We start from the raw sequence: 17736 nt of genomic DNA, 5'->3' as shown, positions 1-17736 counted from the left end.
CATTCCGTACGGCATCCTTCCGACCAACCGGGAGAACTCCATGACAGAGGCTCGCTACACCCCGCTGCGTGAGCACCATGAGGCGCTCGGCGCATCGTTCACCGATTTCGGCGGCTGGCAGATGCCGGTGCGCTACACCTCCGACCTCGCCGAGCATCACGCGGTGCGCGAGGCGGCAGGCCTCTTCGACATCTCGCACATGGCCGAGTTCACGGTCGAGGGTCCTGAATCCGCTTCGTATCTCGACCACGCGCTCTCCGGGCGTCTGTCGACGATGGCGATCGGCAAGGCGAAGTACTCGCTGCTCCTCGCCGACAACGGCGGCATCATCGACGACGTCATCGTCTACCGGATGGGGGAGGAGAGCTTCCTCATCATCTCCAATGCGGGCAATCGGGATGCTGTGGCGAAGGCGCTTCCGGAGCGCATCGGCGGACGAGACGTCGACGTCGTCGACGTCTCCGACGACTACGCGCTGATCGCGGTGCAGGGCCCGGCGTCCGCCGTGATCGTCGCGGGCATCGCCGGGGTCGAGGATCTCTCGGTCGCGTGGGGTGAGCAGAAGTATTACGCCTGGGCATCGGCACGCTTCGCCGGTGAGCCGCTGATCATCGCACGCACCGGATACACCGGAGAGGACGGCTTCGAGCTCCTCGTACGCGCTGGCGACGCCGTCGCGCTGTGGGACGCCGCCCTCGCCGCAGGCGCCGACCACGGCCTCGTGCCCGCCGGCCTTGCCGCCCGCGACACGCTCCGTCTCGAGGCGGGAATGCCGCTGTACGGCCATGAACTCTCGCTCGACATCGTTCCGGCTCAGGCCGGTCTCGGCCGTGTCGTGGCATCCGACAAGGACGACTTCGTCGGCAAGGCCGCTCTGGAGTCGAACGGGGCGGAGGGCCGTGTGCTCATCGGGCTCGTCGCCGAGGGGCGCCGCGCCGGACGTGCCGGTTACCCCGTGGTGACCGAGGACGGCACCGTCGTCGGCGAGATCTCCTCGGGTGCCCTGAGCCCCACGCTCGGCCACCCGATCGCGATGGCGTTCGTCGACGCGGGCGTCGCCGAAGACGGAACCGCGCTTTTCCTGGATGTGCGGGGCACCAAGATCCCCGCGACCGCAACCGCCCTGCCTTTCTACCGGAGGAAGAAATGACCGATCTCACCGCACTCAAGTACACCGAGGAGCACGAGTGGCTCGCGATCGACGGCGCATCGGCGACCGTCGGCATCACCGACTTCGCCGCTGAGAAGCTCGGTGACGTCGTCTTCGTCGAGCTGCCCGCAGTCGGCACCGAGATCACTGCCGGCTCGGTCGTCGGCGAGATCGAGTCGACGAAGTCGGTCGGCGAGCTCTACGCGCCGCTGGCGGGCACCGTCACCGAGGTCAACGACGCCGTCGTCGACGACCCCTCGCTCGTGAACGCGGAGCCGTTCGCGGGCGGCTGGCTCATCAAGATCGCCATCGCCGAGGGCGCGGCCGACGTGCTGCTCGACCGCGACGCGTACGTCGCGCTGACGGAAGGATGATCGCGCCCGTGACCTTCGCCGACCGTCATATCGGGACCACCGCCGAGGCGCAGCGCACCATGCTCGCCGCCCTCGGCGCGACCGATGGGGATGCTCCGATCGAGGCGCTCATGCGCAGCGCGGTGCCGGCATCCATCTTCACCGCCCGGGCTGCATCGTCGAGCATCCCGAGCGCCGCGAGCGAGACCGAGGCGCTCGCCGAGCTGCGCGGCTTCGCATCCCGCAACACCGTCAACCGCGCGATGATCGGGCAGGGCTACTACGGCACGATCACGCCGAGCGTGATCCAGCGCAATGTGCTCGAGAACCCCTCGTGGTACACGGCGTACACGCCGTACCAGCCGGAGATCTCGCAGGGGCGCCTGGAGGCGCTCATCAACTTCCAGACGATGGTCGCCGATCTCACCGGGCTCGCTACGGCGAATGCGTCGATGCTCGACGAATCGACGGCCGTCGCCGAGGGGATGCTGCTGGCCCGGCGCGCGTCGAAGGCGAAGTCGCCGGTGTTCGTGGTCGACGCGGATGCCCTCGCGCAGACCAAGGCGCTGCTCGCCACTCGCGCCGAGGCGCTGGGCATCGAGCTGGTCGAGCGCGATCTCGCCGGGGGCGAACTGCTGCCCGACGAGCTGTTCGGCGTGTTCGTGCAGTACCCCGCGGCATCCGGTCGCATCTGGGACCCGACGGCCGTGATCGATGCGGCGCATGCCGTCGGCGCTCTCGCCGTCGTCGCCGCCGACCTCCTCGCACTGACCCTCATCGCCTCGCCGGGCTCGCTCGGCGCCGATGTCGCGGTCGGCACGACGCAGCGCTTCGGCGTGCCGATGGCCTTCGGCGGCCCGCACGCCGGGTACATGGCCGTGCGAGCGGGCCTCGAGCGTCAGCTGCCCGGTCGCCTTGTCGGCGTCTCGGTCGATGCCGAGGGCAAGCCGGCCTACCGCCTGTCGTTGCAGACCCGTGAGCAGCACATCCGCCGTGAGAAGGCGACGAGCAACATCTGCACGGCGCAGGTGCTGCTGGCCGTCATGGCCTCGATGTACGCGGTCTACCACGGCCCCGATGGGCTGCGCCGCATCGCCCGCGAGGTCAACGCGAAGGCCGCTCTGCTGCGCGCCTGGCTCGTCGGCGCCGAGGTCGACGTCGTGCACGAGGAGTTCTTCGACACGATTCGGGTCCGCACGGCGGATGCCGCAGCCATTGTGGCGCGCGCGCACGAGGAGCACGGCATCCTGCTGCACCTCGTGGCAGGTGATCAGGTCGGCATCTCGATCGATGAGACGACCACGTTGGGTGATCTGTCGACCGTGGCGGCTCTGTTCGACGCGACCTCGTCGGCGTTCGGCGCACTTTCGGTGGGTCGGGCGCGCACCAGCGCCCTGCCGCCGGCGCTCGCGCGTCAGGACGATTACCTGACGCACCCGGTCTTCCACGTGCATCGTTCGGAGACCGCCATGATGCGGTACCTGAAGTCGCTCGCCGACCGCGATTATGCGCTGGACCGCGGCATGATCCCGCTGGGCTCGTGCACGATGAAGCTCAACGCGGCCACCGAGATGGCTTCCATCACCTGGCCGGAGTTCGCGCAGATCCACCCGTTCGCCCCGGCATCCGACGTCGCCGGATACCTCGAGATGATCGACCAGCTCGAGGGCTGGTTGGCGGAGGTCACCGGATACGACGCCGTCTCGCTGCAGCCGAACGCCGGTTCCCAGGGCGAGCTCGCGGGGCTCCTCGCGATCCGCGGGTTCCACCTCGCTAATGGCGAAGCGCACCGTGACGTCTGTCTGATCCCGTCGTCCGCGCACGGCACGAACGCGGCATCCGCGGTACTGGCCGGTATGAAGGTCGTCGTCGTCGCCTGCGACGAGCTCGGCAACGTCGAGCTCGACGACCTGCGGGCGAAGATCGCCGCGAATGCGGATGCGATCGCAGCACTCATGATCACCTACCCGTCCACGCACGGCGTGTACGAGCAGGATGTCGTCGAGATCACTGCGGCCGTGCACGATGCCGGAGGACAGGTCTACGTCGATGGCGCGAACCTCAACGCACTCCTCGGCTACGCGCGCTTCGGCGACCTCGGCGGCGACGTCTCGCATCTGAACCTGCACAAGACGTTCGCGATCCCGCACGGCGGTGGCGGACCGGGCATCGGTCCGGTGGCGGCGAAGGCGCATCTCGCGCCGCACCTGCCCTCGCACCCGCTCGCGCAGCGCGCGACGCACGCCGGCGGGTACGAGTTCGCCGGAGGCCCCGTCTCGGCCGCGCCCTACGGCTCGGCCGGCATCCTGCCGATCTCGTGGTCGTATGTGCGCATGATGGGCGCGGACGGACTGCGGGATGCGACGGCCGCCGCCGTGCTGTCGGCGAACTACATCGCCGCCCGGCTCGGCGAGCACTATCCGGTACTCTACACGGGCGAGAACGGCCGTGTCGCGCACGAGTGCATCCTGGACCTCCGTCCACTGAAGGAGGCCACCGGCATCACGGTCGATGACGTCGCCAAGCGCCTCATCGACTACGGTTTCCACGCGCCGACCATGTCGTTCCCCGTGCCGGGGACGCTGATGGTCGAGCCGACGGAGTCGGAGGACCTCGGCGAGATCGACCGGTTCATCGAGGCGATGATCCTCATCAGGGCCGAGGCGGATGCCGTCGCCGCCGGCCGTTGGCCGGCCGAGGACAATCCGCTGGTGAACGCCCCGCACACCGCGGCGAGCCTCATCGCGGGGGAGTGGGCCCACGCCTACACGCGTGAGGAGGCTGCGTACCCCGTGGCATCCCTCATCGCGGGAAAGTACTGGCCGCCGGTGCGCCGCATCGACCAGGCCTACGGCGACCGCAACCTCGTGTGCGCCTGCCCGCCGATCGAGGCGTTCGCGATCTGATCGCGGTGCGAATCCGCCCCGGCCCGGCGCTGTCAAATGACACGCCGGGCCGGGTCGATTCCGGGGGTCGTATATGACGGCGTGTTTCGGCTGAGTCACCGGTCGATAACAGTTCATAGGGGCGAATGGATAGTTCCGGGTTCCCGGATTACGCTCAGTTCATCCGCGACCCGAAGGTGGGCGCGTCTGAAATGTCCACAGGAGGACCTAGTGAAGCGAAACAGGATCGCCCTCGCCGGCATCGCGATGGCCGGCATCGGCAGCCTTGCTCTGGCCGGTTGCGCCACGAACGACGCCGGCAACGGCTCGGGCGGCGCCGACGCCACCGCCATCGTCAGCACGAACGGCAACGAGCCGCAGAACCCGCTGATCCCGACCAACACCAACGAGGTCGGTGGCGGAAAGATCCTCGACAGCATCTTCTCGGGCCTGATCTCCTACGCGGGCGACGGTTCGGTCGTCAACGAGGTCGCCGAGGAGATCACGGTCGACTCCCCGACCGAGCTCACCGTCAAGCTCCGTGAGGGCGTGACCTTCACCGACGGTGAAGAGGTCACCGCCGACAACTTCATCAAGGCCTGGAACTACGGCGCTCTGGCCTCGAACACGCAGCTCTCCAGCTACTTCTTCGAGGACATCGAGGGCTTCAGCTACGACGAGGACAGTGAGCTGACCGGTCTCGAGCAGATCGACGACTACACGTTCACGATCAAGCTGAACAAGCCGGCTTCCGACTTCGCGCTGCGCCTGGGCTACTCGGCCTACTACCCGCTGCCGGACGTCGCGTTCGACGACATGGAGGCGTTCGGCGAGAACCCGATCGGCAACGGTCCGTACATGCTCGACGGCGAAGGCGCCTGGCAGCACGACACGCAGATCGATCTCGTCAAGAACGACGACTACGACGGTCCGCGCGAGGCTGCCAACGGCGGCCTGAAGATCGTCTTCTACGCTTCGCAGGACGGTGCCTACCAGGACCTCCTCGCCGGTAACCTCGACATCCTCGACCAGCTCCCCGACGCCGCGTTCGGCACCTACGAGGAAGAGCTCCAGGGGCGCTCGGTCAACCAGCCGGCCGCCATCTTCCAGTCGTTCACGATCCCCGAGTACCTCGAGCACTTCGAGGGCGAAGAGGGAATCCTGCGCCGCCAGGCGCTGTCCATGGCGATCAACCGCGCCGAGATCACCGAGGTGATCTTCCAGGGCACCCGCACCCCGGCGAGCGACTTCACCTCGCCCGTCATCGACGGCTGGAGCGAGTCGCTCGAGGGCGGCGAGGTCCTCGACTACAACCCCGAGAAGGCTGCGGAGCTGTGGGCCGAGGCCGACGCGATCAGCCCGTGGTCGGGCACCTTCGCCATCGCGTACAACGCTGATGGCGGCCACCAGGCCTGGGTCGACGCTGTCGCCAACTCCATCGCCGGTACGCTCGACATCGACGCAGTGGGAGAGCCCTTCCCGGACTTCGCCGGTCTCCGCAAGGACGTCACGGCACGCACGATGACCACCGCGTTCCGCACCGGATGGCAGGCCGACTACCCGGGTCTGTACAACTTCCTCGGCCCGCTCTACGCGACCAACGCCGGCTCGAACGACGGCGACTACTCGAGCGAAGAGTTCGACTCGCTGCTCGCACAGGGCATCTCCGAGACCGACCCGGATGCTGCGAACCAGATCTTCGCGCAGGCGCAGGAAGTCCTCCTGAAGGACCTTCCCGTCACCCCGCTGTGGTACTCCAACGTCACGGGCGGCTGGGCTGACACGGTCGACAACGTCGAGTTCGGCTGGAACTCGGTCCCGCTGTACTACAACGTGACCAAGGGCTGAATAGAATGAGTTCTGCGAGGCGGTGACGTGCGAGCACGTCACCGCCTCGCACCATGCTCTTCGCGACCATGCGTCCGTCATCGATTCGTCGATGACGGACGATGACGCTTTTCCAGAGGGAGGTCGGGGATGGCCATCTACATCCTCAGACGGATTCTGCAGGTGATCCCGGTATTCCTGGGCGCCACGCTGCTGATCTATTACATGGTCTTCGCAATGCCGGGAGACCCCATCGCCGCACTGTTCGGCGATAAGCAGCCGCCCCAGGCGGTCATCGACCGGCTCCGCGAGCAGTACATGCTCGACCAGCCGTTCTTCGTGCAGTACCTGAACTACCTGGCCGGAATCTTCCGCTTCGATCTGGGCACCACGTTCTCCGGGCAGGAGGTGACAGCGGTTCTCGCGCGCACCTTCCCGGTGACGCTGCGCCTGGCGATCCTCGCGATCGCGATGGCGTTCATCCTCGCGATCGTCATCGGCGCAAGCTCCGCCCTTCTCAAGGGAACGTTCTTCGACCACGCCATGCTCGTGGTGGCGCTGCTGTTCATCGCCGTGCCGATCTTCGTGCTCTCCTTCCTCGCGCAGTACTTCTTCGGGGTGCAGTTGGGGTGGTTCTCGCCGACCGTCGGATCGAACAACGGCTGGGGCGGCCTGATGCTGCCGGCGATGGTGCTGGCCGTGAGCATCTACGCCACGAGCATGCGCCTCACCCGGGCCTCGACGATCGAGACCCTCGGGCAGGACTGGGTGCGCACCGCCTACAGCAAGGGGCTCTCGCGGGGCCGCGTGATCCCCGTGCACGTGCTGCGCAACTCGCTCATCCCGATGGTCACCGATACGGCGACGCAGTTCGGCGTACTGATGGTCGGCGCGACCGTCACCGAGGGCATCTTCAACGTGCCCGGTGTCGGCAACGCGCTGTACCAGGCGATCCTCAAGCACGAGGTGCCGACGATCGTGTCGTTCGTGACCGTCTTCGTCGTGCTCTACGTGCTGATCAACCTGCTCATCGACCTGCTCTACGGTCTGCTCGACCCGAGGATCCGTTATGTCCGCTAATTCTCACTTCGTCGCACCCGTCAAGGACGCCATCCAGGTCGATGCGGTCCGCATCAGCGATCGCAAGAGCACGCTGTGGCGCGATGCCTGGCGTGATCTGCGCCGCCGCCCGATGTTCTGGATCTCTTTGGCGATGGTGGCGTTCTTCGTCACGATGGCCATCGCACCTGCACTGTTCACCTCGGTCGCCCCCAGCGGTGGCGCGTGCAAGCTCGTCAACAGCAACGGTGGCCCGCAGCCAGGGCACCCGCTCGGCTTCACCCGCCAGGGCTGCGACACGTGGTCGCGCATCGTGTGGGGCACGCGCACATCCCTCGTCGTCGGTCTGCTCGCCACGATCATCTCGACGGTTCTCGGTGTGATCATGGGCGCTCTCGCGGGCTTCTACGGCGGATGGCTCGACTCGCTGCTCTCGCGCATCGGCGACATCTTCTTCACGATCCCTTACATCATCGCCGCGATCGTGGTCATGTCGGTGCTGTCGGATCAGCGCACCATGCTCACGCTCGCCTTCGCGATCGGCGGGTTCAACTGGGCGTCGACGGCGCGCATCGCGCGCGCCGAGGTGCTGCGGGTCAAGCAGTCCGACTACGTGATGGCCTCGGTCGCCCTGGGCCTCAGCCGGTTCCGGACGCTCCTGGTGCACGTGCTGCCTAACGCCATCGTCCCGGTCATCGTCGTGGCGACGCTGAGCCTGGGAGGTGCGATCGTCGCGGAGGCGACCCTGTCGTTCCTCGGCGTCGGACTCGGCGGCGGCGTCGTCTCATGGGGCGCGGACATCTCGCAGGCCCAGACCGCGATCCGCACGGCTCCGATGGCGTTGATCTGGCCGTCGTTGGCGCTGACCCTCTCCGTGCTCGCCTTCATCATGCTCGGCGAACTGCTGCGCGATGCGCTCGACCCGAAGTCGAGGGCGCAGCGATGAACACTTCGAAAGCGACTGAAATGTCTGAACCCCTGCTGAGCATCCGTGGTCTGAAGGTGTCCTTCGGCACCGGTCAGAAGCAGCGCGAAGTGGTGCACGGCGTCGACCTCGATGTCTTCCCCGGCGAGACCGTCGCGATCGTGGGCGAGTCCGGCTCGGGCAAGTCGACGACGGCCTCGGCTGTCATCGATCTGCTCCCGGGTACGGGCTCGGTCAGCGGCGGGTCGATCATGTTCGACGGCATCGACCTCACCACCGTCTCGCGCAAGGAGATGGAGAACATCCGCGGTCGTCGGATCGGATACGTCCCGCAGGACCCGATGTCGAACCTGAACCCGGTCTGGTCGATCGGATTCCAGGTCAAGGAGGCGGTCCGTGCCAACGGGCTCGCGAAGAGCTCCAAGGACGTCGAGAAGCGCGCGGTCGAGGTGCTACAGCAGGCCGGCCTCGCCGATGCTGCACGTCGCATGCACCAGTATCCGCACCAGTTCTCGGGCGGCATGCGCCAGCGTGCACTGATCGGCATCGGCCTGGCGGCCGACCCCGAGCTGCTCATCGCGGATGAGCCGACGAGTGCTCTCGATGTGACGGTGCAGCGGGTGATCCTCGATCACCTCGCGACGTTGACCCGTGAGAAGGGCACCGCGGTGCTGCTGATCACGCACGACCTCGGCCTCGCGGCCGACCGCGCCGAGAAGATCATCGTCATGAACCAGGGCGAGATCGTCGAGTCCGGTCCCAGCCGGGAGATCCTCGAGAACCCGCAGCACCCCTACACGCAGCGCCTCGTCGCAGCGGCTCCCAGCCTCGCCTCGCAGCGCATTCAGGCGACGGCCGAAGACCGCGGAGTCGAGACGACGACCGCCGTGCTCTCGACGGCCGCGCCCGCCGTCGAGGTGCGCGGGCTCAGCAAGGAGTACAAGATCCGTCAGGGCGGCTTCCGCAGCGAACTGCTGCGCGCCGTCGATGACGTGTCGTTCCAGATCCCGCGCGGCAAGACGCTCGCGCTGGTGGGGGAGTCCGGCTCGGGCAAGTCCACCGTCGCGAAGATGGTGCTGCAGCTGGAGAAACCGACCGCCGGTGAGATCCTCATCGACGGTGCGGATGTCACCTCGCTGTCGCGACGCGAGGTCTTCGATCTGCGCGGACGCATGCAGCCGGTCTTCCAGGACCCGTACGGATCCCTCGACCCGCTGCACTCGATCGGCTCGCTCATCGCCGAACCGCTCAACGTGCACGGCGTGGGCGATGCGGCATCGCGTCGGGCCCGGGTTCTCGAGCTCCTCGATCAGGTGGCGCTGCCGCGCGAGCTGGCATCCCGCTACCCGAACGAGCTGTCCGGCGGACAGCGCCAGCGCATCGCGATCGCGCGGGCCCTGGCGCTCAAGCCCAGCATCGTCGTCCTCGACGAGGCGGTCTCCGCGCTCGACGTGCTCGTGCAGGACCAGATCCTGCAGCTGCTCGCCGAGCTGCAGTCCGAGCTCGACCTGACCTATCTGTTCATCACGCACGACCTCGCCGTCGTGCGCGTCTCGAGCGACCTGGTCTGCGTCATGGAGCAGGGCCGGATCGTCGAGCAGGGCGCGGTCGATGCGATCTTCGCGAACCCGCAGCAGGAGTACACGCAGCGTCTGCTCGACGCGATTCCCGGAAAGTCCGTGAAACTGGGCGGTCTGTGAGCGCGGAGGACTCTTCGCGGCGGATCGTCCGCCCGGTCACGGGCACGGTCTGGCTCGTCGTCGTCGCTGTCGTCGTCGTCATCCTCCTCGCAGACATCGTTCTGCGAGGAGGATGGGCGATGGCGGCGCGCTTCGCGCCGTGGATGCTGGCGGTCATCTGGATCATGTGGGTGTTCTTCGACCGCCCGCGCGTGATCCTCGAAGCGGATGCTGTCGAGGTGCGCAACCCGCTTCTGGCAACGCGCATCCCGTGGTCCGCGATCGAGGACATCACCCTGCGCTGGCAGGTGTCCTTCCACCTCGCCGGCGGGAGCGATGTTCGCGCCTGGGCGACGACGGCCCGCCGGCCGCACCGATCCGGCGCCGCTCAGCCCGTCGACCGGGAGCTGGAGATCATGCGCGAGCGCCTCGAGTCTGCCCGCAAGGCGGGGGAAGCGGATGCCGCATCCCTCGTGCGGGTCTGGGCGTGGCCGGAGATCATCTCGGGTTCTGCGCTGATCCTGTGGTGCGCCGTCTCACCGTTCTTCGGCTGAGCGCCCGACTCAGGGCAGGTACGGTGCGACGAGCGGATAGCCGACGAAGGCGATCGCGTCGATGAGGAAGTGCGCGACGAGGAACGGCAGCAAGCGGCCCGTGCGGGTGAACAGCCAGCCGAACAGCAGGCCCATCGCGAGGTTGCCGATGAATGCGCCCGGCCCCTGATACAGGTGGTAGGTCGCCCGCAGCACGCTGGTGGCGATGATGATCGTCCACGGCCCCCAGCCGAGGCGGCGCAGCCGGTCGAAGAGATAGCCGAGCACGACGAACTCCTCCATGAGCGAGGCGCGGGCGGCGGACAGCAGCAGGACCGGTACGGTCCACCAGTGCTGGTCGAGCCCGCCGGGATCGACCGCGACGAAGAGCCCCAGCATCCGTCCGATGACGTAGAGGGCGATGCCCGGCACGCCGATCGCGGCGACGAGCAGGATGCCGCGGCCGATGTCCGACCCGATGCGGGTGTCGTCCAGGCCGAGCAGGCCCAGGTGCGGGCGTCGGCTCCGCCAGAGGAGGAAGCACACGAGCAGCACCGGGATCACGGAGCTCGTGAGGGCGAGCAGCTGATAGATCAGGTCGAACACCTCGCGGTCGCTGCGCGACGGGTTCAGCGTGGTGCTCTGATCCGCCAGGGAAATCTCGGAGGTGACGCGGTACGCCAACTGCACGATCGCGTAGATCGCCGACATGCCGAGACCCAGAAGAAGCACGATCGTGATCTCCCACCGGATCCGGGTGCGGGTCAGGGGAGCGGGGTCGGCAGGAGCGGGCACAGCCCGATGCTACGGCAGAGTCCATCCGCCGTTCAGACAGCGGTCAGACAGCATACGGTAGCCTGAAGAGTCGGCATCCCGGCGCATCCCAACATCCCTTTTAGGAAACCTGCATGGCGCACGCCCTTCGCTCAGACCTCCGCAACGTCGCAATCGTCGCTCACGTCGACCACGGCAAGACCACGCTCGTCGACGCGATGCTCCGTCAGACGGGCTCCTTCGGTGAACACGCTCACGTCGATGAGCGCGCCATGGACTCGAACGACCTCGAGCGGGAAAAGGGCATCACAATCCTCGCCAAGAACACGGCGATCACCTACAACGGCATCCACTCCGATGTTCCGGTCACGATCAACGTGATCGACACCCCGGGTCACGCCGACTTCGGTGGTGAGGTCGAGCGCGGCCTCTCCATGGTCGATGGTGTCGTGCTGCTCGTCGACTCCTCCGAGGGCCCGCTGCCCCAGACCCGCTTCGTGCTGCGCAAGGCACTCGAGGCGAAGCTCCCCGTCATCCTCCTGGTCAACAAGACCGACCGCGGCGACGCCCGCATCGAAGAGGTCGAGGCCGAGGCGCAGGACCTCCTGCTGGGCCTGGCATCCGACCTCGTCGACGACGTGCCCGACCTCGATGTCGACGCGCTGCTCGACGTGCCCGTCGTCTACGCGTCCGGTCGTGCCGGCGCAGCGTCGATGAACCGTCCCGCCAACGGCGAGCTGCCCGACAACGACACCCTCGAGCCGCTCTTCGGCGCGATCCTCGAGCACATCCCCGCTCCCGCCTACGACGATGAGGCGCCCCTGCAGGCCTGGGTCACGAACCTCGACTCCAGCCCGTTCCTCGGTCGTCTCGCGCTGCTTCGCGTGTTCAACGGAACGCTGAAGAAGGGCCAGACGGTCGCCTGGGTGCGCTCCGACGGCACGACGAGCAACGCCCGCATCACCGAGCTGCTCATGACCCGTGCGCTCGAGCGCTACCCGGCCGAGTCCGCCGGCCCCGGCGACATCGTCGCGATCGCCGGCTTCGAAGACATCACGATCGGTGAGACCATCGCCGACCCCGAGGATGTTCGTCCGCTGCCGCAGATCGTCATCGACGACCCGGCCATCTCGATGACCATCGGCACGAACACGTCGCCGCTCATGGGCAAGGTCAAGGGCCACAAGCTCACCGCGCGCATGGTGAAGGATCGCCTCGACCGCGAGCTCATCGGCAACGTGTCGCTCAAGGTCGTCGATGTCGGACGCCCGGACGCATGGGAGGTGCAGGGCCGCGGTGAGCTGGCGCTGTCGATCCTCGTCGAGAACATGCGCCGTGAGGGCTTCGAGCTGACCGTGGGCAAGCCCCAGGTCGTCACCAAGCAGATCGACGGCAAGGTGCACGAGCCCTTCGAGCACCTGACGATCGACGCACCCGAGGAGTACCTCGGCGCGATCACGCAGCTGCTGGCGAACCGCAAGGCGCGCATGGACAACATGATCAACCACGGCACCGGCTGGGGGCGCATGGAGTTCATCATCCCCGCCCGTGGCCTCATCGGATTCCGCACGGAGTTCATGACCACGACCCGCGGAACCGGCATCTCGAACAGCATCTCGCACGGTTACGACGCGTGGGCCGGTTCCATCACCACCCGTCAGAACGGTTCGATCGTCGCCGACCGCGCCGGTGTCGTCACCCCGTTCGCGATGATCGCCCTGCAGGAGCGCATGTCGTTCTTCGTCAAGCCGACCGAAGAGGTCTACGAGGGCATGGTCATCGGCGAGAACTCCCGCGCCGACGACATGGACGTCAACATCACGAAGGAGAAGAAGCTCACCAACATGCGTGCGGCGAGCTCGGACTCCTTCGAGTCGATGACCCCGCCTCGTGAGCTGTCGCTCGAGGAGTGCCTCGAGTTCGCCCGCGACGACGAATGCGTCGAGGTCACCCCGGAGGCGATCCGCATCCGCAAGGTCATCCTCGACCAGACGGTCCGTGGCCGCGAGGCTTCGCGCCAGAAGCGTCAGGACGCCAACGCCTGATCCGAATTCGGATCCCCGAAGACCGCCCTCAGCCGTTACGTTTATCGTGACCGCTGAGGGCGGTTCTTCATCTGTGGGAAGGGCGCAATGGACACGACGGTTTTCGAGGACACTCCGCAGCACGTCTCGACGGGGGATCTGCCGAAGTGGGGGCACGTCGAGTCGCTCGTCCAGGAGACGATGGGGCTCTGCCGGGATGACGCAACCGGTCAGGTCGCTGATTACATCCCGGTGCTCGCCGACACGGACCCCGATCTCTTCGGAATCGCGCTCGTATCGCCGCATGGCCGCTTCTACGATGCCGGTGACGCGCAGCATCCCTTCTCTATCCAGTCCGTGTCGAAGATGTTCGTCTACGCGTTGGCGATCCACGAGCATGGCCACGGTCTTGTGCGCGACATCGTGGGCGTCAACAACACGGGGTTGCCTTTCAACTCCGTCATGGCGCTGGAGCTGAACGCCGGGCATCCGATGAATCCGATGGTCAACGCCGGCGCGATCGCGACGACCGCGCTCGTCGCGGGGGAGACGCCGGAGGAGAAGTGGGAGACGATCCGATCGGGGCTGTCCGAATTCGCCGGTCGCGAGCTCGAGGTCGACGAGGACGTGTTCCTCTCGGAGATGGCGACCAACCATCGCAACCGCGCCCTCGCCCGGCTGCTGGTCTCCTATGCGCGGCTGAGGCCCGATGCGGATGCCATGGTCGAGGTCTACACGCGGCAGTGCTCGCTGCGGGTCACCGCGCATGATCTCGCCGTCATGGGGGCCACGCTCGCATCCGGCGGGGTGAACCCCGTCACGGGGCGACGGGTGGTCTCTGCGGACGTCTGCCGCGATACGCTCGCCGTCGTGGCGGCGAACGGGCTCTACGAGCAGTCGGGGGAGTGGCTGTTCGAGATCGGACTCCCCGCGAAATCGGGGGTCTCCGGAGGTATCGTCGCGGTCGCCCCCGGCAAGGGCGCGGCCGCCGCGTTCTCGCCCCGTCTGGACCACGCCGGCAACTCGGTGCGCGCGCAGCACGCGATCGGTCATCTGTCGCGGGTGATGGGGATGAACATGTTCGCGTCCGCGCCGCAGAGCGGGGACGTGCAGGAAGCGCGCTGGTGACCGGCGGGCAGGCGCAGGATGCTGCGCACAAGACGTCCTGGCTGCCGATGGTCAGCCTGTTCCTCGCGCAGGTGCTCATGTCGTTCAACGTCGCGGCGCTGCCGATCTCGCTCGGCGGGATCGTCGAGGAGTTCGGCGTCGCGCCCACCGTGGCGAGCTCCACGATCGTCGTCTACGGGTTGGCGGTCGCCGCCCTCGTGATGACCGGCGCGAAGCTCGGACAGCGCATCGGGTGGGTGCTGATCTTCCGTGTCGTGATCGTGCTGTTCGCCGGTTCGTCGCTCATGATGATCTTCGGTCCGAGCATCGGCTGGGCGATCGGCGGTCAGGCGGTCGCCGGGGCGGCGGCCGCGATCATCGTGCCATCGCTCGTCGCCCTCATCGCCGAGAACTACCGCGGGGCCCAGCAGGCGACCGCGATCGGCACGCTGGGGTCTGCGCGGGCGTTCTCCGGCGTCAGCGCCTTCCTCATCGGAGGAACCCTGGGCACCCTGGTGGGGTGGCGTCCGGTGTTCATGATCGTGCTCGGCATCGCGGCGATCGTGCTGCTGACGCTGGGATTCAACAACCTCAATGGCTGGGGGCGCTGTCGGCGACCGAAGCCGCGCCCTTCAGCGTGTTCGGCCTGTCGCCCGCGCCTCTGTTCATCGTCGTCGGCATCATGCTGGGGCAGGCGTTCTTCCTCTGGACGCGACGCCGGATGGCGCGCGGCGAGGTGCCGCTGATCGACCTGAGCATCCTCGACTCGTCGCGTGAGCGCGCGGCCGTCTACGCGATGTTCATCGTGGTCGCTCTGGAAGCCTGCGTGAACTTCTCGATCCCGCTGTACATCCAGATCGTGCAGGGGCGCACGCCCTTCGACACGTCGCTGGCGATGATGCCGTTCAACCTCACGGTGTTCTTCACCGCGGTGCTCGTGGTGCGCCTGTACAAGAAGTACCCGCCGCGCACGATCGGCATCGCCGGGTTCATCCTCACCACGGCGGCGCTCGTCTGGCTCTCGGCGGTCGTGAACAACAACTGGGAGACTCTCCCGACGATCCTCGGGCTCTTCGTCTTCGGTGTCGGCCAGGGGGCGCTCGTGACGCTGGTCTTCAACGTGCTCGTGACCTCGGCGCCGTCGGCACTCGCGGGCGACGTGGGATCGTTGCGCGGAACCACGCAGAACCTCGCCTCGGCGGTCGGCACGGCTGTGGCAGGAGCTCTGCTGGTGTCGCTGCTGGGGCTGAGCGTCGGGCGCGCGGTGATCGAGCATCCAGAACTGCCGCCGGAGTTGATCGCGCAGGTCGACCTCGATGCGGTGAACTTCATCAGCAACGACGAGCTGAAGACGGTGCTCGAGGACACGGATGCGACGCCCGCGCAGGTGGACGCCGCCGTCGTCGTCAACGAAGAAGCACGTCTGGGAACGCTCCGGCTCGGACTTCTCGTCCTCGCCGGGGTCAGCGCGCTCGCGATCCTGCCGGCATCGCGTCTGCCGAAGTACACACCCGAGGAGATTCCCGACCCGTCGCCGGTGGACTGAACGAGGAGGAGATCGCGCATCCGCCGGTGCGCGGCGACTTCCTCCGTGCGAGAGACTGGCCTCATGCATCCCGAACGCGACACGCCCGATCTGGGCCTCGCCCGGCGCGAGGTCTGGCGAGAAGGCCTCGGCGTCGCCGTCGCCACAAGCGCGTACGGGATCTCGTTCGGAGCCCTCGCCGTGGCATCCGGTCTCGACATCTGGCAGACGTGCGTGCTCAGCCTGCTGATGTTCACGGGCGGATCCCAGTTCGCGTTCATCGGGATCCTCGGCGCCGGGGGAATCGCCGCGCTTCCGTCGGCGGTGGCCTCCTCGGCTCTGCTGGGGGTGCGCAACCTCGCCTACGGCATGAGGATGTCCTCGGTCGTCGGGCCCGGATTCTGGCGCCGTACCGCGGCTGCGCACGTCACGATCGACGAGTCGACGGCCGTTGCGATTTCGCAGCCCACGGCGCCGTTGCGCCGACTCGGATTCTGGGTGACGGGCCTGGGCGTCTTCCTCGGGTGGAACCTGGCGACCCTGATCGGTGCGCTCCTGGGCGACGTGCTGGGGGATCCGAAGGCCTGGGGGCTGGATGCCGCGGCCGCCGCCGCCTTCCTCGCCCTGCTGTGGCCGCGCCTCAAACAACGGCAGGCGGTCGCCGTGGGCGTCGCGGCGGCCGTCGTCGCGGCATCCCTCACACCCATCGTCATGCCGGGCATGCCGGTTCTCATCGCCGCCGTCGTCGCGATCGTCGTCGGCTGGTTCAACTGGTTCGATCGGCCGGAGCGCGCTGTCGGTCAGGAGGAGAAGCTGTGAGCGTGTGGAGCGCCGTTCTGCTGGCGGCGTGCATCTGCGCCGCGCTGAAGGCCTTCGGGTATCTGATCCCCGCTCATCTGCTGGAAGCTCCGCGTCCGGCCCGCATCTCCGATCTTCTGGCCGTGGCGCTGCTGGCGGCCCTGCTGGCCGTGCAGACGCTCGGTGCCGGGCAGGCCGTGGTTGTCGATGCGCGGCTTCCCGCGGTGCTGGTGGCCGGCGGGCTGCTGGCGCTGCGTCAGTCGTTCCTCATCGTCGTGATCGCGGCGGCGGCCGTGGCGGCCGGACTCCGGCTGCTCGGCTGGGCGGCGTGAAAGACGGGCCGCGTAAGATCTGAGCGTGCCCCCTTGGATCTCCCGCGCCCTGTCCTGGATCGCCGCAGCCCTCGTCGGCGTCGTCTACGGGACGGCCGGCACGATCGCACACAGCCTCATGTGGGGGCCCATCCCGATCGGCCTGATCGTGGGCGGCGTCGCCTGCGCAGCGCTGCTCGTCGCGGTGCGCACGCTCACCCGCGATCGCGCCGCCGCCGTGGCGACGGCGATCGGCATGCTGGGCATGTTGACGGTGATCTCGGGGGAGGGCCCCGGTGGTTCGGTGATCGTGCCGAACACCCCGTTGGGGCAGGTATGGATCTACCTGGTCGCGGGCATCGCCCTGCTCGTGGTCTCCTGGCCCTCGATGTCGAAGATGCGCATGCAGCCGCGCGTCTCTGATGCGGAGCCGAAGGGCGGAAACGGGTCGTAGACTGAGGGGGTGACGTATGTGATCGCCCTTCCGTGCGTCGATGTCAAGGATCGCGCCTGCATCGACGAGTGCCCCGTTGACTGCATCTACGAGGGTGAGCGCTCGCTCTACATCCACCCCGATGAATGCGTGGACTGCGGAGCATGCGAGCCGGTGTGCCCCGTCGAGGCCATCTACTACGAGGATGACCTGCCCGATGAGTGGCAGGACTACTACAAGGCGAACGTCGAGTTCTTCGAAGAGGTCGGCTCCCCCGGAGGCGCCGCCAAGGTCGGTGTCATCAAGCACGATCACCCGATCATCGCGGCACTTCCCCCGCAGGGCGACTGATC

Annotated in this window: 17 protein-coding genes; 16 read left to right on the top strand and 1 reads right to left on the bottom strand. The window is 67.5% G+C overall.

Annotated features, from left to right (window positions below):
* Positions 1-40 precede the first annotated feature (40 nt).
* From gcvT to Q0Z66_RS01575, 8 genes are all read left to right on the top strand, one after another.
* A complete protein-coding gene (gcvT, locus tag Q0Z66_RS01610; RefSeq protein WP_298036927.1) occupies positions 41-1150 on the top strand; it encodes a glycine cleavage system aminomethyltransferase GcvT in 1110 nt (369 codons plus the stop codon).
* Positions 1147-1524: a glycine cleavage system protein GcvH gene (gene gcvH, locus Q0Z66_RS01605; RefSeq protein ID WP_298036925.1), complete on the top strand. Its 378-nt coding sequence runs from the start codon at positions 1147-1149 to the stop codon at positions 1522-1524. The genes gcvT and gcvH overlap by 4 nt, the downstream gene beginning before the upstream one ends.
* A gap of 8 nt (positions 1525-1532) precedes the next feature.
* On the top strand, positions 1533-4409 hold the full coding sequence (gene gcvP, locus Q0Z66_RS01600) for an aminomethyl-transferring glycine dehydrogenase (protein ID WP_298036923.1): 2877 nt from the start codon (positions 1533-1535) through the stop codon (positions 4407-4409).
* Between the two features lie 210 nt (positions 4410-4619).
* Positions 4620-6236 (top strand): ABC transporter substrate-binding protein, encoded by a 1617-nt coding sequence (locus Q0Z66_RS01595; protein WP_298036919.1) that lies wholly within the window; start codon positions 4620-4622, stop codon positions 6234-6236.
* A 129-nt stretch (positions 6237-6365) separates the two neighbouring features.
* Entirely contained in the window at positions 6366-7295 is a 930-nt protein-coding gene (locus Q0Z66_RS01590; RefSeq protein WP_298036917.1) for an ABC transporter permease, read from the top strand.
* Positions 7285-8220, top strand: coding sequence for an ABC transporter permease (locus Q0Z66_RS01585; RefSeq protein WP_298036915.1), 936 nt, complete (start codon positions 7285-7287; stop codon positions 8218-8220). The genes Q0Z66_RS01590 and Q0Z66_RS01585 overlap by 11 nt, the downstream gene beginning before the upstream one ends.
* 20 nt (positions 8221-8240) lie before the next feature.
* Positions 8241-9899, top strand: coding sequence for an ABC transporter ATP-binding protein (locus tag Q0Z66_RS01580; protein WP_298036912.1), 1659 nt, complete (start codon positions 8241-8243; stop codon positions 9897-9899).
* On the top strand, positions 9896-10432 hold the full coding sequence (locus Q0Z66_RS01575) for a PH domain-containing protein (protein WP_298036909.1): 537 nt from the start codon (positions 9896-9898) through the stop codon (positions 10430-10432). The genes Q0Z66_RS01580 and Q0Z66_RS01575 overlap by 4 nt, the downstream gene beginning before the upstream one ends.
* Before the next feature lie 9 nt (positions 10433-10441).
* Here Q0Z66_RS01575 and Q0Z66_RS01570 read toward each other — a convergent pair whose 3' ends face one another.
* The gene (locus tag Q0Z66_RS01570; protein WP_298036907.1) at positions 10442-11206 is read right to left on the bottom strand and encodes a CPBP family intramembrane glutamic endopeptidase; all 765 of its coding nucleotides are present in this window, start codon (positions 11204-11206) and stop codon (positions 10442-10444) included.
* Positions 11207-11319: 113 nt separating this feature from the next.
* Between Q0Z66_RS01570 and typA the strand changes: the two genes are divergently transcribed.
* From typA to fdxA, 8 genes are all read left to right on the top strand, one after another.
* A complete protein-coding gene (gene typA / locus Q0Z66_RS01565; protein WP_298036905.1) occupies positions 11320-13230 on the top strand; it encodes a translational GTPase TypA in 1911 nt (636 codons plus the stop codon).
* Positions 13231-13317: 87 nt separating this feature from the next.
* The gene (gene glsA / locus Q0Z66_RS01560; protein WP_298036903.1) at positions 13318-14337 is read left to right on the top strand and encodes a glutaminase A; all 1020 of its coding nucleotides are present in this window, start codon (positions 13318-13320) and stop codon (positions 14335-14337) included.
* The gene (locus Q0Z66_RS01555) at positions 14334-15062 is read left to right on the top strand and encodes an MFS transporter (RefSeq protein ID WP_298036901.1); all 729 of its coding nucleotides are present in this window, start codon (positions 14334-14336) and stop codon (positions 15060-15062) included. Before glsA ends, Q0Z66_RS01555 begins: the two co-directional genes overlap by 4 nt.
* Positions 15038-15862, top strand: coding sequence for an MFS transporter (locus Q0Z66_RS01550; protein ID WP_298036899.1), 825 nt, complete (start codon positions 15038-15040; stop codon positions 15860-15862). The genes Q0Z66_RS01555 and Q0Z66_RS01550 overlap by 25 nt, the downstream gene beginning before the upstream one ends.
* 63 nt (positions 15863-15925) lie before the next feature.
* On the top strand, positions 15926-16660 hold the full coding sequence (locus Q0Z66_RS01545) for an AzlC family ABC transporter permease (protein ID WP_298036896.1): 735 nt from the start codon (positions 15926-15928) through the stop codon (positions 16658-16660).
* A complete protein-coding gene (locus Q0Z66_RS01540) occupies positions 16657-16971 on the top strand; it encodes an AzlD domain-containing protein (protein ID WP_298036890.1) in 315 nt (104 codons plus the stop codon). Before Q0Z66_RS01545 ends, Q0Z66_RS01540 begins: the two co-directional genes overlap by 4 nt.
* A gap of 25 nt (positions 16972-16996) precedes the next feature.
* Positions 16997-17404 (top strand): histidinol dehydrogenase, encoded by a 408-nt coding sequence (locus tag Q0Z66_RS01535; protein ID WP_298036886.1) that lies wholly within the window; start codon positions 16997-16999, stop codon positions 17402-17404.
* A gap of 9 nt (positions 17405-17413) precedes the next feature.
* Positions 17414-17734 (top strand): ferredoxin, encoded by a 321-nt coding sequence (gene fdxA / locus Q0Z66_RS01530; RefSeq protein WP_298036883.1) that lies wholly within the window; start codon positions 17414-17416, stop codon positions 17732-17734.
* Positions 17735-17736 lie beyond the last annotated feature (2 nt).

The organism is uncultured Microbacterium sp., from assembly GCF_947632095.1.
GTDB lineage: Bacteria > Actinomycetota > Actinomycetes > Actinomycetales > Microbacteriaceae > Microbacterium.
Note: the sequence above shows the minus strand (reverse complement) of the source record. Positions and strands in the feature narration are given on the sequence as shown.

Coding starts and splice junctions, on each gene's coding strand:
- Q0Z66_RS01550 (WP_298036899.1), top strand. CDS start 15,038: ATGGCGCGCGGCGAGGTGCCGCTGATCGACCTGAGCATCCTCGACTCG.
- Q0Z66_RS01580 (WP_298036912.1), top strand. CDS start 8,241: ATGTCTGAACCCCTGCTGAGCATCCGTGGTCTGAAGGTGTCCTTCGGC.
- glsA (WP_298036903.1), top strand. CDS start 13,318: ATGGACACGACGGTTTTCGAGGACACTCCGCAGCACGTCTCGACGGGG.
- gcvH (WP_298036925.1), top strand. CDS start 1,147: ATGACCGATCTCACCGCACTCAAGTACACCGAGGAGCACGAGTGGCTC.
- Q0Z66_RS01590 (WP_298036917.1), top strand. CDS start 6,366: ATGGCCATCTACATCCTCAGACGGATTCTGCAGGTGATCCCGGTATTC.
- gcvT (WP_298036927.1), top strand. CDS start 41: ATGACAGAGGCTCGCTACACCCCGCTGCGTGAGCACCATGAGGCGCTC.
- Q0Z66_RS01585 (WP_298036915.1), top strand. CDS start 7,285: ATGTCCGCTAATTCTCACTTCGTCGCACCCGTCAAGGACGCCATCCAG.
- typA (WP_298036905.1), top strand. CDS start 11,320: ATGGCGCACGCCCTTCGCTCAGACCTCCGCAACGTCGCAATCGTCGCT.
- Q0Z66_RS01545 (WP_298036896.1), top strand. CDS start 15,926: ATGCATCCCGAACGCGACACGCCCGATCTGGGCCTCGCCCGGCGCGAG.